This window comes from Devosia naphthalenivorans, from assembly GCF_003056355.1.
Lineage (GTDB): Bacteria > Pseudomonadota > Alphaproteobacteria > Rhizobiales > Devosiaceae > Devosia > Devosia naphthalenivorans.
The window spans coordinates 340,229-356,393 of record NZ_PYVW01000002.1 but is presented as its reverse complement, the minus strand read 5'-3'; the positions used below and the strand labels follow the sequence as shown (position 1 = coordinate 356,393).

The window sequence follows — 16,165 nt, the reverse complement described above, 5'->3', positions numbered from 1 at the left end:
GCCTACTCAAAAACCGCGTCTGGATTGCTCAGCGAGTCACTGTCCTCGATCGTAACCGCATCTTGCAGCTCTAGCAGCGCCACCGCCCGCTCGATCCCGCGCGTCTGCGCAATCAAACCATCGATAGCCCCCTGCACGACGGCATTGCCTTCCGTGTTGCCCTCGCCAATCTGCTGGTCATAAGCCTCGCCACCCTCGGCGCGCTCGACCATCACGTTCATCTTGGCAACGGTGTCGTCCAGCAGGCCCTTGATCTCGCTATCCAGCGCCTCATCCTTGGCCGCAATCACCTGCGACAGCGATGGGCCTTCCACGACCGACCCGTCCACCCGCGTGTACTTGCCGAGATAGACATTCTGCACGCCGATCGCGTCGTTGAAATGGGACATGTGGGTATTGTCGGAGAAGCAATCATGCTCTTCTTCCGGATCGTGCAGCAGCAAACCGAGCTTCATGCGCTCGCCTGCCACTTCACCAAAGCTCAGCGAGCCCATGCCGGTCAGGATCGTAGAAATACCCTGCTCCTCAAGTGCCGCCCGCGCGGCTCCATCGGATTCCCAGTTACTGACCATTTCCTCGAGATCATCGAGCAACAGGCTTGAAGCCGCCTTGAGATAGGCTGCACGCCGATCCGCATGTTCTGCCGTTGAATAATCGGTAAACGGCCGCTCGCCTGCGCCGGGACCGGTCCCGTTCAGATCCTGCCCCCACAGCAGAAACTCGATCGCGTGGTAGCCCGTGGCCACGTTCGATTCGACGCCCGCGGCTTCCTGTAGATTGTCCTGCAGCAGCGCTGGCGTGATCTCGCTAGCGTCCAGCTCGGCCCCATCGATGGTGATGTTCGGATTGGCAATCACATTGGCAACATAGAGCGCATTGCTGTCGCTTTCTGTGCCGTAGCTGGCGTCGACATAGTCGATCAGCCCCTCGTCCAGGGGCCAGGCATTCACCTTCCCCTCCCACTCATCGACAATCGGATTGCCGAACCGGAATGCCTCGGTCTGCTGGTATGGAACGCGCGCTGCCTTCCAGGCCTCGCGAGCCGCCGTCAGCGTTGCCTCGCCTGGATCGGCAATCAGCGCGTCGATCGCCTGGTCCAACGCCTGGGCGGTGAGCAGGGAATCCTCGTACCCCGCCAGCGCGATATCGGCGTAATTGCTCAGCACATCGGCATCTGCCGGCGCCTGGGCCAAAGCCGCAATTGGGGAAACCGACAAGCTAAGTGCGATAACAAAGCTGCGCAGTGCGCGCCTACCTAACAATACCATGGACCATCCTCCGGAAATCACAAAAGCGGACTACGACAGTCATCTTAAAAAAGCAATGCAGATGCCAGGCGGAATGGCACGATGGAGCTATTTTCGACCATCTGGACGAAGCTGTCACAAACGGGCACTGTCACATTTGCAACTGGAGGGGTGCAGGGGGGAAGCGGGTTATCGTAACCGGTTGAAATGTCGGCGAGTGTGTCTGCCACCTCGGGGCGGCTGCCGTCATCGCATTGTCGTATCGCCTCTCTACTGCGTCGCGCCAGTTCGCCGGGAAGCCTTGCAACGGGCGCTCGCGAACGAACAATCAGGGAGATTGAAGATGTCCATCAAGAACGCTCTTGCTGCATCGGTTTCGATGCTTGCCGTGTTTGCCGTGTTTGCCGTTTCTGCCCCCACTTTCGCCCAGGCCGATCTCGACGCGCTCTACGAAGCCGCCAAGGCCGAAGGCCAGCTCACCACCATCGCCTTGCCCCACTCCTGGTGCAATTATGGCGGCGTGATCGAAGGCTTCAAGGCCAAGTATCCCGGCATCACCATCAACGAACTCAATCCCGATGCGGGCTCCGCCGACGAGCTCGAAGCCGTCCGCGCCAATATCGGCAATACCGGTCCGCAAGCGCCCGACGTGCTCGATATCGGCCTCGCATTCGGCCCACAGGCTAAGGATGAGGGCCTGCTGCAGGCTTACAAGGTTTCCACCTGGGACGAGATCCCCGACGATGCCAAGGATGCCGATGGCTTCTGGTATGGCGACTATTACGGCGTGCTGGCTTTCGGCATCAACAAGGACATCATCACCGGCGACGATCCCCAGACCTGGGCCGATTTGATGAAGGACGAATACGCCAATTCCGTAGCCCTGGCTGGTGATCCGCGCACCGCCAACAACGCCATTCTCTCCGTCTACGCCGCTGGCCTTTCCACTGGCGCCGACGCCGCCACGGGCGCCCAGGCGGGTCTCGAATACTTCAAGGCGCTCAACGACAAAGGCAATTTCGTCCCCGTCGATGCTGAAGCCGCCGCCATCGCCCAGGGCACTACGCCAATCGCCATCAATTGGGACTACAACCTCCTCGCCGCCCGCGACAACCTCAACGGCAACCCGCCGATCGACGTGGTTGTACCGTCCGATGGCGTAGTCGCCGGCGTCTACGTGCAGGCGATCTCGGCCCACGCGCCACACCCCAACGCTGCCAAGCTCTGGATGGAATATCTTTATTCCGACGAAGGCCAGCTCGGCTGGCTCGAAGGCTATTGCCACCCGATCCGCTTCAACGCCATGGCCGAAGCCGGCGTTCTTCCCGACGATCTGATGGCCAAGCTGCCAGCCGCCGAAAACTACGCCAAGGCCGTGTTCCCCACCATTGAGGAGCAGAACGCCAACAAGACCACCATCACCACCGGCTGGGACACCACCGTGGGCGCGAGCATTCAGTAACTTGAACTCATGACCAGGCCAGCCACGACCTCTTCAACAGACCTCATCCTGAGCCTGTCGAAGGACGAGGTCGTGGCTGGATCGTGCCACGCCCTCGTGGTTCGACGGGCTCACCGTGAGGGCTGCTAAGGCGCCGACATGACCGACACCACATCACCTCGCACGCCACCCCGCCGCATTCCCTGGGACTACCTCGCGGTCGCACCCTTCATCATCTTCGCTGTGATGTTCCTGTTCCTGCCCACCCTGTCGCTGGTCGGCGGCGCCTTCACGGACCGCCAGGGCAATTTCACCCTCGACAACATAGTCGGCCTGTTCACCGATCAGATCCTCGCCGCCTACTGGATTTCCATCCGCATTTCCGGCGCCTCCGCCATTTTCGGCGCGCTGATTGGCCTGGCCATCACCCTCGCCATCATTCGCGGCCGGCTGCCCGCTGGGTTGCGCTCTGCAGTCATGACCTTTTCTGGGGTCGCCTCCAATTTCGCCGGCGTGCCCCTGGCCTTTGCCTTCATCGCCACGCTGGGCCGTCTCGGCCTCGTCACCATCATCCTGCGCACGGTCTTCGGCTTCGACATGTATCGCTCGGGATTCAACCTTCTGAGCTTCTGGGGCCTGACCCTCACCTATCTCTATTTCCAGATTCCGCTGATGATGCTGACCATTGCGCCCGCCGTGGATGGCCTCAAGAAGGAGTGGAACGAAGCCGCCCAGATGCTCGGCGCATCGCAATGGCAGTTCTGGCGCTATGTCGGCCTGCCGATCCTCTGGCCCAGTTTTCTCGGCACGCTCAGCCTGCTGTTCGCCAATGCCTTCGGCGCCATCGCCACCGCCTGGGCCCTCACCGGCTCCAACCTCAACATCGTAACCGTGCTGCTCTACAATCAGATCCGCGGCGATGCCCTGCAGAACCCCGGTCTGGGCGCCGCCCTCGCATTGGGCATGATCGTCATCACCTCGCTCGCCAACGTCATCTATCTCATCGTCGCCAGCCGCGCCGAGAGGTGGATGAAATGAAGACCAGCCGCCTCTGGCCCTGGCTCGTCTTCGCTCTTGGCGCCGCCTATTTCATCGTCCCGCTCATCGCCACCTTCGAGTTCTCACTACGCATGCGGCGGGGCGAATATAGCTTTGATGCCTATGCCTCGGTCTTCGCCGATCCGCGCTTCCACGCCAGCTTCGGCTACTCGGTGGCGATCGGGCTCGTCACCATTGTGGTAGGCGTGCTGGTCGTCGTCCCGGCCGTCTACTTCGTGCGCCTGCGCATGCCATGGCTGCGCCCGTTCATGGAATTCGTGACGCTCCTGCCGCTCATCATCCCGGCGCTGATCCTGGTCTATGGCTATATCCGGCTCTATAATTCGAGCTCGATCATTCCATTCACCGGCTCTGCTCTCGGCACCGATATCCTGCTCACCGGTGCCTATGTCACGCTCGCCCTGCCTTATATGTACCGCGCCGTCGACAATGGCATGCGCACCATCGACATCGGCACGCTAACCGAAGCCGCCCAGATCATGGGCGCCAACCAGGTGCAGATCATTGGCCAGATCATCCTGCCCAATATTCTGGTGGCCATCCTCTCCGGCGCTTTCCTGACCTTTGCCATCGTCATCGGCGAATTCACCATCGCCAGCCTTTTGAACCGCCCCGCGTTCGGTCCCTACCTCGTCAATATCGGCACCAACCGGGCCTATGAGCCGGCGGCCCTGGCCATCATTTCCTTCATCATCACCTGGGGCGCCATGGGCATGATCAACGTGCTCGGCCGCTTCGCACCCCGCACCTCCGCCAGGACTGACTGACCAATGGCCTTTATCCAAGTCAACGACCTCACCAAGTCCTTCGGCAACAACACCGTGGTCAAGGGCGTCAGCTTCGCCTTCGACAAGGGCGAGTTCATTTCCCTGCTCGGCCCCTCCGGCTGTGGCAAGACGACTATTCTGCGCATGATTGCGGGTTTCGAGCGCCCCACTTCGGGCTCCATCACCGTGGACGGGCAGGACATTACCGGCCTCAAGCCAAACCGGCGCCAGCTGGGCATGGTGTTTCAGGCCTATGCGCTGTTCCCCAATCTCAACGTGGGCGAAAATATCGGCTTTGGCCTCAAAATTGCCGGCATGCCCGCCGAGCAGCGGCGCGCCCGCATCGAGGAAATGCTCAAGCTCATCGGTCTTGCCGGCTATGAAAAGCGCTACCCCTATGAGTTATCCGGGGGCCAGCAACAGCGCGTCGCCCTCGCCCGCGCCATCGCGCCGCGCCCGCGCATGCTCCTGCTCGATGAACCCCTCTCGGCGCTCGACGCCAAAATCCGTGTATCTCTGCGCGAGGAAATCCGCGCCATCCAGCTTGATCTGGGCATCACCACCGTCTTCGTCACCCATGACCAGGAAGAGGCGCTGTCCATATCGGACCGCATTGTCGTGATGAACGCCGGCAACATCGAACAGCTCGGCGCACCGCACGAAATCTATAACAAGCCCGCCACCCGCTTCGTCGCGAGCTTTGTCGGCCAGCTCAACAACATCGAAGCGACGGTGCTCGAAGCCGCAACCAAAACTGTCTCCATCGATGGTCAGATCGCGACCGTTCCCACTCTGCCGACCGATGCCGCCACCGGCTCCGCCGTCACGCTCACCCTGCGCCCCGAAGTGCTGTCCACCTTCCCCCGAGACGGCAACGACATAACCCTCACCGGCACCATAGCCGACGTAACATTCCTCGGCTCCGTCATCCGCCTCCGCGTCGCCCTCGGCCAGAACATAGTCAGCCTCGACACCTTCAACGACCAACGCACCGCGCCACCCGCCCGCGGCGAACCTGTCACCATCAGCCTCGCCAGCAAGGACCTCCTCGTCCTCTGACGCTAAACACCGCATTCCAACCTTAAAGCCCGGCCTACCCATCCCTCTTGCCGCCCAACCCCGGACCGGCGTACCAAAGCTTGCAAAACCGCAGGAGCGACACGCCGTGGATACACCCTTCGTCACCACCGACTGGCTCGCCGCCCATCTGGACGACCCCAACGTCGTCGTCCTCGACGGCTCCTGGCACATGCCCAATGCAACGCGCAACGCACAAGCCGAATACCTAGCCGGACACATTCCCGGCGCTGTCTTCTTCGACATCGACGGCGTCGCCGACACCAGCACCGACCTGCCGCACATGCTCCCATCGCCCAGCGACTTCGCCCGCATGGTCGGCGCCTTGGGCATCAGCGAGGCCATGACAATCGTCATCTACGACGAATTGGGCCTCTTTTCCGCACCCCGCGTCTGGTGGACCTTCTGCACCATGGGCGCGCAAGATGTTCGCATCCTGGCCGGTGGCGGCCCCAAATGGCGTGCCGAGCGTCGCCCCACCGAAGCTGGTCTCGTCACCTATCCGCCCCAGATTTTCCGACCCAATTTCGACTCCCACAGGGTCGCCGACTTCGAAACGGTGCGCGCCCGCAGCCAGGACGGCTTGGCGCAAATCGCTGATGCCCGCCCCGCCCCGCGTTTCCATGCCGAAGTGCCGGAACCGCGTGCCGGCCTGCGCAGCGGCCACATTCCCAACAGCCTAAACGTGCCGGTTTCCCTGCTCACCGACGCGGGCCAGATGCGTTCACCCGATGAAATTCGGCAACTGCTCACGGACCGGGGTCTCGATCTCACCGGGCCGGTTATTACCTCCTGCGGCTCCGGCATCACGGCATCGACCCTTGCACTGGCATTGGAGCTCGCCGGGGCTTGGGACGTGGCGGTGTACGATGGCTCCTGGGCCGAATGGGGCGCCCGGCCCGACGCCGAGATCATGTCGTAAATTTATCGTGCCTTACCAGATTGTAAGATGCAGGAAGGCGCTCCGCTGCTAGAGTCGTGCGGATCGCCGGTTTATCTGGCTCCCTCTCATCGGTAATCGAGGTTCGGCGTTTGTTACGGCAATTGGTGGCGTCTATTCTTGTTTTGGCGGCCGCTGTCGTCGCCTGGGTGCTGTTTGTGCCCGGCGCGACAGCCACGCTCGCCAACTATGGCATCACCCTGCCATTCGCACCGGCTGGCGCTGAACAATCCGCCCAGCGCCCCGGTGCGCGTGCCCCCGGTGGACGTGCTGCCCGGCAAACCAACGTGGTAACAACGCCAGTCACCATGGCGACGATCAATGCCGACCTGCGCGCCATTGGCGAGGGTACCGCCATCCGTTCTGTCACGGTGACCTCACCCTCCGGCGGCACGCTGGATGAAGTTCTTGTGCACCCCGGCCAGGTAGTTGCCGCCGGTGACATCGTCGCTCGGCTCGACGCCGAAGCCGAACAGATCGCCTATGATCGCGCCAAGCTCGCCGCCGACGACGCGAACGCTACCCTCACCCGCACCAAGGGCATGGCCAGCTCCAGCCTTGTTGCCACCACCACGCTGACCGCAGCCCAACTGGCCGCCGACACAGCCAATCTCGAGCTGCGTACCGCAGAAGTCGCCCTCTCCCGCCGCACGATCGCAAGCCCGATTGCCGGCACTGTCGGCCTCATCCAGGTAACGCCGGGCAACTACGTCGCCGCGCAAACCGCCGTCACCACCATCGATGACACTTCATCAATCCTGGTCAATTTCTGGGTTCCCGAGCGCTACGCCGCCGCCATAGCCCCCGGCGCTCCCGTCACCGTCTCCGCCGTCGCTATCCCGGGCAGCGCGTTTACCGGCGAGGTCGATGCCGTCGACAATCGCCTGGACCCTGCCAGCCGCACCCTGCAGGTGCGGGCGGAGATTCCCAACGAGGGCAACCGGCTACGCGCCGGCATGTCCTTCTCGGTCTCCCTGGCCTTCCCCGGCGAGCAATACCCAGCCGTCAATCCGCTGGCGATCCTGTGGTCGGCCGAAGGTTCCTATGTCTGGAAATACGCTGCGGGCAAGGCCACCAAGGTCATGGCCGAAATCGTTCAGCGCAATAGCGATGGCGTGCTCGTCCGCGCAGATCTCGCGGCAGGCGAACCCATCATCACCGAGGGCATCCTGCAACTGAGCGAAGGCGACGAGGTATCCCTGCTTTCCGGTCCCGACGGCGCGGCCACTCAAGCCGCCACCGCCCCCTGATCGGAGAACAGGCCATGTCTATCGCCCAGAAAAACGAACGCGGTGGAACCCTGGCAGCGCTGTTCGTGCGCCGCCCGGTCATGGCGGTTGTCATCAACGCCCTGATCATTGTCGCGGGGCTCGCAGCGCTTCTCGGCGCCGAAGTACGCGAACTTCCCAGCGTGGAGCAGCCGGTCCTTTCCATATCCACCAGTTTCACCGGTGCCGCCGCCGAAACCGTCGACCGCGAGATCACCGCCGTTGTCGAAGGCGCCGTGGCCCGCGTGCAGGGCGTCACCGCCATTTCCTCGAGTTCCTCCACCGGGCGAAGCCGCGTAACTCTGGAATTCTCCGACGGCACCAATCTCGACACCGCCACTTCGGATGTGCGCGACGCCCTTAGCCGCGCCACGCGCGATCTGCCCGACGATGCAGACGATCCCACGATCTTCAAGGCCGACAGCGACGCCCAACCGGTGATGCAGCTTTCGGTCACCTCCGATACGCTCTCGGTCGCACAGTTGAGCGAGCTCGTCGAAGATGTCATTGCCGAACGTCTCGGCGCCGTAGCGGGCGTTGCCGAAGTGCAGGTCTATGGCACCAGCGACACCGCGTTCGAGATCGACGTGAACCAGGTCAAGCTCGCAAGCCTCGGCCTGACTGTCGCCGATATTCGCAACGCCCTCGCGACCATCGCCTTCGACACCCCGGCCGGCTCGATCAACGGTCCCAACCAGAACATCACAGTCCGCGCCATTTCCGAAGTCACCACGCCCGAAGACTTCGAAAACATCATTATCAACGGCCTGACGCTTCTGGGCGACGTCGCCACCGTCGTTTTCGACGCTGCCGCCAGTACCTCCGCGCTACGTTCGGACGGCGAGCCCGGCATTGGCCTTGGCATCGTGCGCCAGGCACAATCCAACACCATCGAGATTTCCGAAGGCGTACATGCCGCCGTCGAGGCCCTCAACGAGACCCTGCCTGCAGGGGTCACCATGAAGGTTTCGAGCGACGACGCTGTCTTTATCGATGGCGCCCTGCACGAAGTCGAGATCGCGCTCATGGTCTCGCTGATCGTGGTGGTCGCGGTGATCTACCTTTTCCTGCTCGATTGGCGCGCCACCATTGTGCCCGCGCTGTCCATGCCCATTGCCCTGCTGGGTGCGGTAGCCGGCATCTATCTGGCGGGCTTTTCGCTCAACATCATCACACTCCTCGCGCTGGTGCTCGCCACCGGCCTCGTGGTTGACGACGCCATCGTCGTGCTCGAGAACATCGTCCGCAGAAAAGCCATGGGCGCTGGTCCACGCGCCGCCGCGGTACTCGGCACTCAGGAAGTTTTCTTCGCCGTCATTGCCACCACGCTGACGCTGGCTGCGGTCTTTGTTCCGCTCTCGTTCCTAGAAGGCCAGAGCGGTCGCCTGTTCCGCGAATTCGGCTTCACCCTGGCGATAGCGGTGCTGCTCTCCTCCGTGGTCGCTCTCTCCATCGGCCCCATGATCGCCTCACGCCTGCTCAAGGAAGGCCACCATGGCACCGGCGGGATAATCGGGGCGATTGGCCGTGTCCTCGCTGCAGTTTATCGCCGCACGCTGCACATCGCGCTCGCCAACCCGTTTGTCGTGATCCTCATCGCGCTGCTGTTCGCCGCCTCGTCTTATTTCGTCTATGGCAATCTGCGCCAGGAAATCACCCCGCCTGAAGATCGCTCGCAGATCTCCCTCAGCATTCGCGCCCCGAGCACAGCCAGCCTCGACTATATCCGCACCCAGCTCACCACCGTCGAAACCATGCTCCAGCCTTTCGTCGAAAGCGGCGAAGTGGAGTCCATGTTCGTGCTGTCCGGCTTCGGCACGGGCGGCGCACTGATCATGACCCTGGCGCCTTGGGGCGAACGCGAGCGCACACAGCAGGAAATTGCCAACGATATCACGGCCCTGATGGCCCAGGTTCCCGGCGTGCGCGCTTCCGTACGCCAGGGCAACAGCCTGGGCATTCGCGGCGGTGGCTCCGGCCTGCAGTTCGGCGTGGTCGGCCCCGACTATACCGTGCTTGCTGAAACCGCGCAGAACATCGCGGACCTCCTCGACGAAGACGGCCGCTTTGGCCGCGTCAGCGTCGATTACGACACGACGCAACCCCAGCTGACCCTGAGCATCGACCGGGCCAGGGCCGACGATCTGGGCATCGACATCAATGGTCTCGGCTCCACCATGCAGGCCATGATCGATGGCAGCGAGGTCGGCAACGTCTTCATCAACGACACCAGCTACACCGTGCGCATGGTCTCGACCAGCAACCCGGTCAACGATCCGCGCGATCTCGAACAACTCTTCGTACAGGCCGGTGACGGGCGCTACGTGCCCATGTCCACCATCGCCACCATCACCGAATCCGCCGTGCCCCCTTCCCTGCGCCGGGAGGAACAGCGCCGCTCGGTTCCGGTCACTGCCGGCCTCGATGATGGCCAACTGGCCCTGGGTGACGCCTATTCCATCATGCTCGACATTGCCCGGCCCCTGCTGCCCGAAGGCGTCTCGATCATTCCGCTCTCCGAAGCCAAGACGCTTGGCGAAGCCAGCAATGGCCTTTTCATCACCTTCGGCTTCGCGCTGGTGATCATCCTGCTGGTGCTCGCCGCGCAGTTTGAAAGCGTCTGGAGCGCCGTCATCGTGATGACCACGGTGCCCTTCGGCGTCGCAGCCGCGCTCTATGCGCTGCTGCTGACCGGTGGGAGCCTCAACATCTACAGCCAAATCGGCCTCGTTCTCGTGGTCGGCATCATGGCCAAGAACGGCATCCTGATCGTGGAGTTCGCCAACCAATTGCGCGACCAGGGCCGCTCCGTCCGCGAGGCAATCGAGGAAGCCTCCAACATTCGCCTCAGGCCCGTGATGATGACCATGATCGCCACCATCCTGGGCGGCCTGCCCCTGGTGCTCGCCAAGGGCGCGGGCGCCGAAGCCCGCGCGGCTCTCGGCTGGGTCATGGTCGGCGGCCTCAGCTTCGCCGCCATCTCGACCCTCTACCTCACCCCCGTCGCCTATCTCCTTCTCGCCCGCTTCTCCACCCCCAAAGCGGAAGAAGAAGCCCGCCTCGAACGCGAACTCGACGCCGCCAACGGTATTGCGGAGCCGGCGGAGTAGTGTAATTCGATGAGACCCGCAGCTCTACTGTCAGTCTGTTTGTGGGCTGGTTGGCATTCACCTACAGCACGTCGCGTTTGATGGGCCTCAGTCGAAGAGTTATGGAAGCCTCACGGTGAGCTTGCCGAACCACGAGGTCGAGCGAGTGGAGGCTCTGGTGCCACGCCCTCGTCCTTCGGCAAACTCAGGATGAGGTCTGCTGCGTGATCCCATTTCTATGCGACATACGGGACGGCATGGGTTAGTTGGGGTTGGGCGGACGCAGCCTGCCTTGCTGGCGGGCGTCCGACCGCCACAGCTTTCGCCGAGCACCATCAGGTTCGAGATGCCGGTACTTGCCACCCGAGAACTTCGCCCAGTCAAGCGCTAGTCCGCAACTGACAAGTTCGGCGGCCAGATCGCGCCCGTCAGGCAGGAAACATTCCGCCACCACACGGTCATACGACATTTCAGGTTTTATATGCGCTGTAACGGTCTGCCCTTGGCATAGCTTTACCAGCGCCCACTTCGATTGTTGACCCCATGGGTGATCAAGCTCAGGCGCATCAATTCCAGCAAGCCGCAGATGAACCTTGCCAAGAACGATAGTGTCACCATCAATAACCCAGCATCGGCCTTGCAATACCGCATCTATTCTGACGCTTGTCTCAGGAACAATTCGAGGTCGGCGCTCTGGTTGCGGGGCTATTTCGGCAGAGCGAGGCCTCCTCCGGTAAGACGTTCGTTTTCTCTTCCCGGAAAACAACCGCAAGAGTATCCGAAACAGCCTCATGCCACACTCCGTTGCGCTCCGGCACCTCTAAGCCGCGGCCATACACAGACCTTGGAATAAAACACCAAACAACGGAAGAGGCCGTAGACCTGCAGCCATAACAACCTGTGGCCAAGACGGCAGTATGTATCGCACGCAAGAAAGCCGCCAGGTTTCCCCGGCGGCTTCTTTATTTCAATCCTAACCTTATGGCTAAGCGCGGTTCTTGTTGTAGAGATCGAAGAACACGGCTGCGAGCAGCACCACGCCCTTGATCATCTGCTGCAGGTCGATGTTGATACCCATGATGGACATGCCGTTGTTCATCACGCCCAGGATGAACGCACCGATGACCGCGCCGGCCACGGCGCCGACGCCGCCTAGTGCCGAAGCGCCGCCGATGAACACGGCCGCGATCACGTCCAGTTCCAGGCCCTGACCTGCCTTCGGGGTCGCCGAATTGAGGCGTGCGGCATAGATCATGCCCGCCAGTGCCGCAAGGGCACCCATGATGGCGAACACGTAGAAAGTCAGCCGTTCGGTCTTGATGCCCGAAAGCGCCGCCGCCTTGAGGTTGCCGCCCAGGGCGTAGATGCGTCGGCCAAATGTCATGCGCTTGGTGATGAACACAAAGACCGCGATCAGCAGCGCCATCACGACCAGTACGTTGGGAAGGCCGCGATAGGATGCGAGCATGTAGCTGAAGAACAGCACCAGCGCGGCGATCACCAGATTCTTGACGACGAACAGGCTGAAAGGTTCGGTTTCATAACCGCGAGCCTGACGGCGAGCCCGGCCACGGATTGCCATGAACACCATGACAACGACACCGCTGAGCGCCAGCACGGCCGTTGTGGTATGCAGCACCAGGGGCTGGACGCCCTCACTGGCCGCGACCAGCGTCGTCGGGCCGATGACATCGGGGATAAAGCCTGCCGACAGCAGCTGGAATTCCGCCGGGAACGGACCGACCGACTTGCCGGCCAAGATCGCCAGCGACAAGCCCTTGAAGATCAGCATGCCGGCCAGCGTCACGATGAAGCTGGGGATCTTGTGATAGGCGATCAGATAGCCTTGCGCCGCGCCGATCGCTGCCCCGACCACGAGGCAGATAGCCCCCGCGACGAAGGGATTGGTCAGGAATGCCAACTCGGGCGGGAAACGCCAACCCACCATCAGCATGGCCGCCAAAGCGCCGATAAAGCCCGACACCGAACCGACCGAGAGGTCGATGTGCCCGGCCACGATCACCAGCAGCATGCCCAAGGCCATCACGATGATATAGCTGTTCTGCAGGATGATGTTGGTCAGGTTCACCGGCTTGAACAGCACGCCATTGGTGAAATACTGGAAGAACAGCATGATCAGGATCAGCGCGAGCAGGAGCCCGTAGTCGCGCATATTGGCCTTGAGCGCCCCAAGAACGGTAAGCTGCTGCACATTGACCGGTTGGCCGGTCGCGGTAATGCCCGGCTGGGCGGTTTCAGTGGTCATGATGCCTTTCCTTCAGCGCGAACAATGGCGCGCATGATTTGTTCCTGGCTCGCCTCGCCGGTCGGCATTTCGCCCACGATGCGGCCTTCGTTCATTACATAGATGCGGTCGGTGATGCCCAGCAATTCGGGCATTTCCGACGAAATAACCAGCACGGCTTTGCCCTGGGCGGCCAACTGATTGATGATTGTATAGATTTCGTACTTTGCGCCGACGTCGATGCCACGCGTCGGCTCGTCCAGGATCAGCACATCCGGATTGGCGAACAGCCATTTGCTGAGCACGACCTTTTGCTGGTTGCCGCCACTCAGGTTTCCGGTGATCTGGTAGACGCTCGAAGAACGGATATTGGTCTTCTTGCGGTACTCATTGGCCACGTCCATCTCGGTCATGTCGTCGATGACGCCGACGTTCGAAATACCCTTGAGATTGGCAATGGTCGTGTTGTGCTTGATGTGGTCTATCAGGTTCAGCCCGAAGGTCTTGCGGTCCTCGGTGGCATAGGCCAGGCCGTGTGCAACGGCCTTTTCCACGCTTGACGTGTCGATCTTCTTGCCGTGCAGGAACACATCGCCCGTGATCTTTTGGCCATAGGAGCGCCCGAAGATGCTCATGGCGAATTCCGTACGCCCCGAGCCCATCAGCCCCGCAATACCGACAACCTCACCCTTGCGGATGCTGATGTCGATGTTCTTGATGACCTGACGGTCTCGGTGTTGGGGGTGGAAAACGTTCCAGTTCTTGACCTCGAATACCACTTCCCCGACATGCGGCTCCCGGACCGGGTAGCGGTCATCCAGCGAGCGGCCTACCATCAGGGTGATGATGCGGTCTTCGGAAATATCTTCCTTGTTGAGCGTCTCGATCGAGCGACCGTCACGGATGACCGTGATGCGGTCGGCAACCTTGGAGATCTCGTTCAGTTTGTGGCTGATCAGGATCGAGGTAATCCCCTGCTTGCGGAATTCCATCAACAGGTCCAGCAACGCCGCGCTATCCTTTTCGGACAGCGATGCAGTGGGCTCGTCCAGGATCAGGAGTTTGACTTCCTTGCTCAGCGCCTTGGCAATCTCAACCAATTGCTGCTTGCCCACGCCGATATTGGTCACCAGTGTATTGGGGTCTTCGGACAGCCCGACCATGCGCAGCAGCTTGCGCGCCCCGTCCCGGGTTTCGTCCCAGTCGATCACGCCGCCCTTGGCCTGCTCATTACCCAGGAAGATGTTCTCGGCAATCGAGAGCAACGGCACTAGCGCCAGTTCCTGGTGGATTATGACGATGCCCTTGTGCTCGCTATCGCTGATCGATTTGAAGTGCTGTTCTTCACCCTTGTAGAGGATCTCTCCCTCATAGCTGCCCGAGGGATAGACCCCGCTGAGCACCTTCATCAGGGTGGATTTACCAGCCCCGTTTTCCCCGACTATGGCGTGGATTTCGGCTTCGCGAACATTGAGGTTCACGTCCGAAAGCGCCTTCACGCCGGGGAAGGTCTTGGTGATGCCACGCATCTCCAGAATTGTTTCGCTCATATTTTCTCGCCTTGATGGGCGCCTCTGACGGGTAATCGTGCCACCCGCCAGATTTGCCGGCCCGTGGCCGCTGGGCGTCCACGGATCTTGGGGCCCCGCGTTACCGCGAAGCCCCGCTTCGGTCCAGTTAATTACTGCAGGTCGGCTTCACTAATGTAGCCGGAATCGACCACCAGTTCCTTGTAGTTGCTTGCATCGACCTCGTAGGGGGTCAGCAGCAGCGATGGCACGACCTTGACGCCGTTCTCGTAGGTGGTGGTATCGAGGCCTTCCGGCTCGCTGCCCGAAAGCACGCTGTCCACCAGATCGGCGGTCACGCGGGCCAGTTCGCGCGTGTCCTTGTAGACGGTCGAATACTGTTCGCCGGCGATGATCGCCTTGATGGATGGGATTTCGGCGTCCTGACCCGAGATGATCGGGTAGTCGAGGCCACCCGAGCCATAGCCGATGCCCTTGAGCGAAGACAGGATACCGCGGGCCACACCATCATTAGGGGCCAGCACAGCGTCGACATGCGAGCCATCCGAGTAGAAGGCGGAGAGCAGGTTATCCATGCGAGCCTGTGCAGTTGCACCGTCCCAACGCAGCGTTCCCACCTTGTCCATGCCGGTCTGGCCGGACTTGACCACCAGATCGCCAGCATCGATCGCTGGCTGCAGCACGCTCATCGCGCCATCATAGAAGAAGAAGGCGTTGTTATCGTCTGGCGAGCCGCCAAACAGTTCGATGTTGAACGGGCCCTTGTTCTCGGGGTAGCCGAGACCCTTGAGGATGGAATTGGCCTGCAACACGCCGACCTGGAAGTTGTCGAACGTGGTGTAGTAGTCAACGTTTTCCGTGTCGCGGATCAGGCGGTCATAGGCGATCACCTTGATGCCGGCAGCGCCAGCCTGCTCAAGGGCAGCACTCAGGGTCGTGCCGTCGAGCGCGGCAATGATCAGGGCCTTGGAGCCCTTGGTGACCATGTTCTCGATCTGGGCGAGCTGGTTGGGGATATCGTCGCCCGCATACTGCAGGTCCACGGTATAGCCCTTGGCTTCCAGCGCCGACTTGAGCTCCGCGCCGTCCGAGTTCCAGCGCAGTGTGGTCTGCTCTGGCATGGCGATGCCGATGATGCCCTTGTCCTGGGCATGGGCCGAGGCAGATGCGCCAAGTGCCACGCCACCGGCGAGAATCACGGTCGCCATCGTTTTCAGTAAGTTCATTCTGGTCTCCCTTCAGAGTGCTCTGGCAGGGATGGATGCGGCGCTGTCCACCGCAATGCCTCCGGCGATCCGTATCGCCGGGCCGCTGGCAGGAACTGCAGGTGTGACGCGGTACCCCGCGGCGTTTCTACGCCTTGGCCCTCCCAAGCCAGTGCGGCAAGAATAGGAGAAGCCCACAGGCTCCGCAAGCAAATTGAGGTACGTGCATCGAAACTTGGCAAGACAGTTAAGGCGCCCGGCTCTACTGGTCGGCCGTCTTGTTCCAAAACATTGATCT

General features: G+C 61.6%; 12 protein-coding genes. 7 read left to right on the top strand and 5 right to left on the bottom strand.

Annotated elements, in window-relative coordinates:
• Positions 1-2: 2 nt before the first annotated feature.
• Positions 3-1,268 (bottom strand): imelysin family protein, encoded by a 1,266-nt coding sequence (locus C8264_RS04835; protein WP_108459822.1) that lies wholly within the window; start codon positions 1,266-1,268, stop codon positions 3-5.
• A 322-nt stretch (positions 1,269-1,590) separates the two neighbouring features.
• Between C8264_RS04835 and C8264_RS04830 the strand changes: the two genes are divergently transcribed.
• The 7 genes from C8264_RS04830 (at position 1,591) to C8264_RS04800 (ending at position 10,909) form a co-directional block, all read left to right on the top strand.
• Positions 1,591-2,709, top strand: coding sequence for an ABC transporter substrate-binding protein (locus C8264_RS04830; protein ID WP_108459821.1), 1,119 nt, complete (start codon positions 1,591-1,593; stop codon positions 2,707-2,709).
• Between the two features lie 138 nt (positions 2,710-2,847).
• Complete coding sequence (locus tag C8264_RS04825; protein WP_108459820.1) at positions 2,848-3,726, top strand: ABC transporter permease; 879 nt, start codon at positions 2,848-2,850, stop codon at positions 3,724-3,726.
• Positions 3,723-4,514, top strand: a complete 792-nt coding sequence (locus tag C8264_RS04820) for an ABC transporter permease (RefSeq protein ID WP_108459819.1) — start codon at positions 3,723-3,725, stop codon at positions 4,512-4,514. The genes C8264_RS04825 and C8264_RS04820 overlap by 4 nt, the downstream gene beginning before the upstream one ends.
• 3 nt (positions 4,515-4,517) lie before the next feature.
• Positions 4,518-5,573 carry an ABC transporter ATP-binding protein gene (locus C8264_RS04815; RefSeq protein ID WP_108459818.1) on the top strand — a complete coding sequence of 352 codons (1,056 nt, stop codon included), beginning with the start codon at positions 4,518-4,520 and terminating at the stop codon, positions 5,571-5,573.
• Between the two features lie 106 nt (positions 5,574-5,679).
• Positions 5,680-6,513 carry a 3-mercaptopyruvate sulfurtransferase gene (gene sseA / locus C8264_RS04810; RefSeq protein WP_108459817.1) on the top strand — a complete coding sequence of 278 codons (834 nt, stop codon included), beginning with the start codon at positions 5,680-5,682 and terminating at the stop codon, positions 6,511-6,513.
• A 125-nt stretch (positions 6,514-6,638) separates the two neighbouring features.
• Positions 6,639-7,781: an efflux RND transporter periplasmic adaptor subunit gene (locus C8264_RS04805; RefSeq protein ID WP_162783462.1), complete on the top strand. Its 1,143-nt coding sequence runs from the start codon at positions 6,639-6,641 to the stop codon at positions 7,779-7,781.
• Between the two features lie 14 nt (positions 7,782-7,795).
• A complete protein-coding gene (locus C8264_RS04800; protein ID WP_108459815.1) occupies positions 7,796-10,909 on the top strand; it encodes an efflux RND transporter permease subunit in 3,114 nt (1,037 codons plus the stop codon).
• 241 nt (positions 10,910-11,150) lie between these two features.
• Here C8264_RS04800 and C8264_RS04795 read toward each other — a convergent pair whose 3' ends face one another.
• The 4 genes from C8264_RS04795 to chvE all read right to left on the bottom strand — a co-directional run bounded on the left by C8264_RS04795 (position 11,151) and on the right by chvE (position 15,879).
• Positions 11,151-11,681, bottom strand: a complete 531-nt coding sequence (locus tag C8264_RS04795) for a thermonuclease family protein (RefSeq protein WP_108459814.1) — start codon at positions 11,679-11,681, stop codon at positions 11,151-11,153.
• A gap of 192 nt (positions 11,682-11,873) precedes the next feature.
• Complete coding sequence (mmsB, locus tag C8264_RS04790) at positions 11,874-13,154, bottom strand: multiple monosaccharide ABC transporter permease (RefSeq protein ID WP_108459813.1); 1,281 nt, start codon at positions 13,152-13,154, stop codon at positions 11,874-11,876.
• Positions 13,151-14,683, bottom strand: coding sequence for a multiple monosaccharide ABC transporter ATP-binding protein (gene mmsA / locus C8264_RS04785; RefSeq protein WP_108459812.1), 1,533 nt, complete (start codon positions 14,681-14,683; stop codon positions 13,151-13,153). Before mmsA ends, mmsB begins: the two co-directional genes overlap by 4 nt.
• 131 nt (positions 14,684-14,814) lie before the next feature.
• Positions 14,815-15,879, bottom strand: coding sequence for a multiple monosaccharide ABC transporter substrate-binding protein (gene chvE, locus C8264_RS04780; protein WP_281261433.1), 1,065 nt, complete (start codon positions 15,877-15,879; stop codon positions 14,815-14,817).
• Positions 15,880-16,165: the final 286 nt, after the last annotated feature.

Bases quoted from the DNA above. Each gene is read 5' to 3' on its own strand.
- C8264_RS04835 (WP_108459822.1), bottom strand. From the start codon at position 1,268: ATGGTATTGTTAGGTAGGCGCGCACTGCGCAGCTTTGTTATCGCACTT.
- C8264_RS04830 (WP_108459821.1), top strand. From the start codon at position 1,591: ATGTCCATCAAGAACGCTCTTGCTGCATCGGTTTCGATGCTTGCCGTG.
- C8264_RS04825 (WP_108459820.1), top strand. From the start codon at position 2,848: ATGACCGACACCACATCACCTCGCACGCCACCCCGCCGCATTCCCTGG.
- C8264_RS04820 (WP_108459819.1), top strand. From the start codon at position 3,723: ATGAAGACCAGCCGCCTCTGGCCCTGGCTCGTCTTCGCTCTTGGCGCC.
- C8264_RS04815 (WP_108459818.1), top strand. From the start codon at position 4,518: ATGGCCTTTATCCAAGTCAACGACCTCACCAAGTCCTTCGGCAACAAC.
- C8264_RS04800 (WP_108459815.1), top strand. From the start codon at position 7,796: ATGTCTATCGCCCAGAAAAACGAACGCGGTGGAACCCTGGCAGCGCTG.
- C8264_RS04795 (WP_108459814.1), bottom strand. From the start codon at position 11,681: ATGAGGCTGTTTCGGATACTCTTGCGGTTGTTTTCCGGGAAGAGAAAA.
- mmsB (WP_108459813.1), bottom strand. From the start codon at position 13,154: ATGACCACTGAAACCGCCCAGCCGGGCATTACCGCGACCGGCCAACCG.
- mmsA (WP_108459812.1), bottom strand. From the start codon at position 14,683: ATGAGCGAAACAATTCTGGAGATGCGTGGCATCACCAAGACCTTCCCC.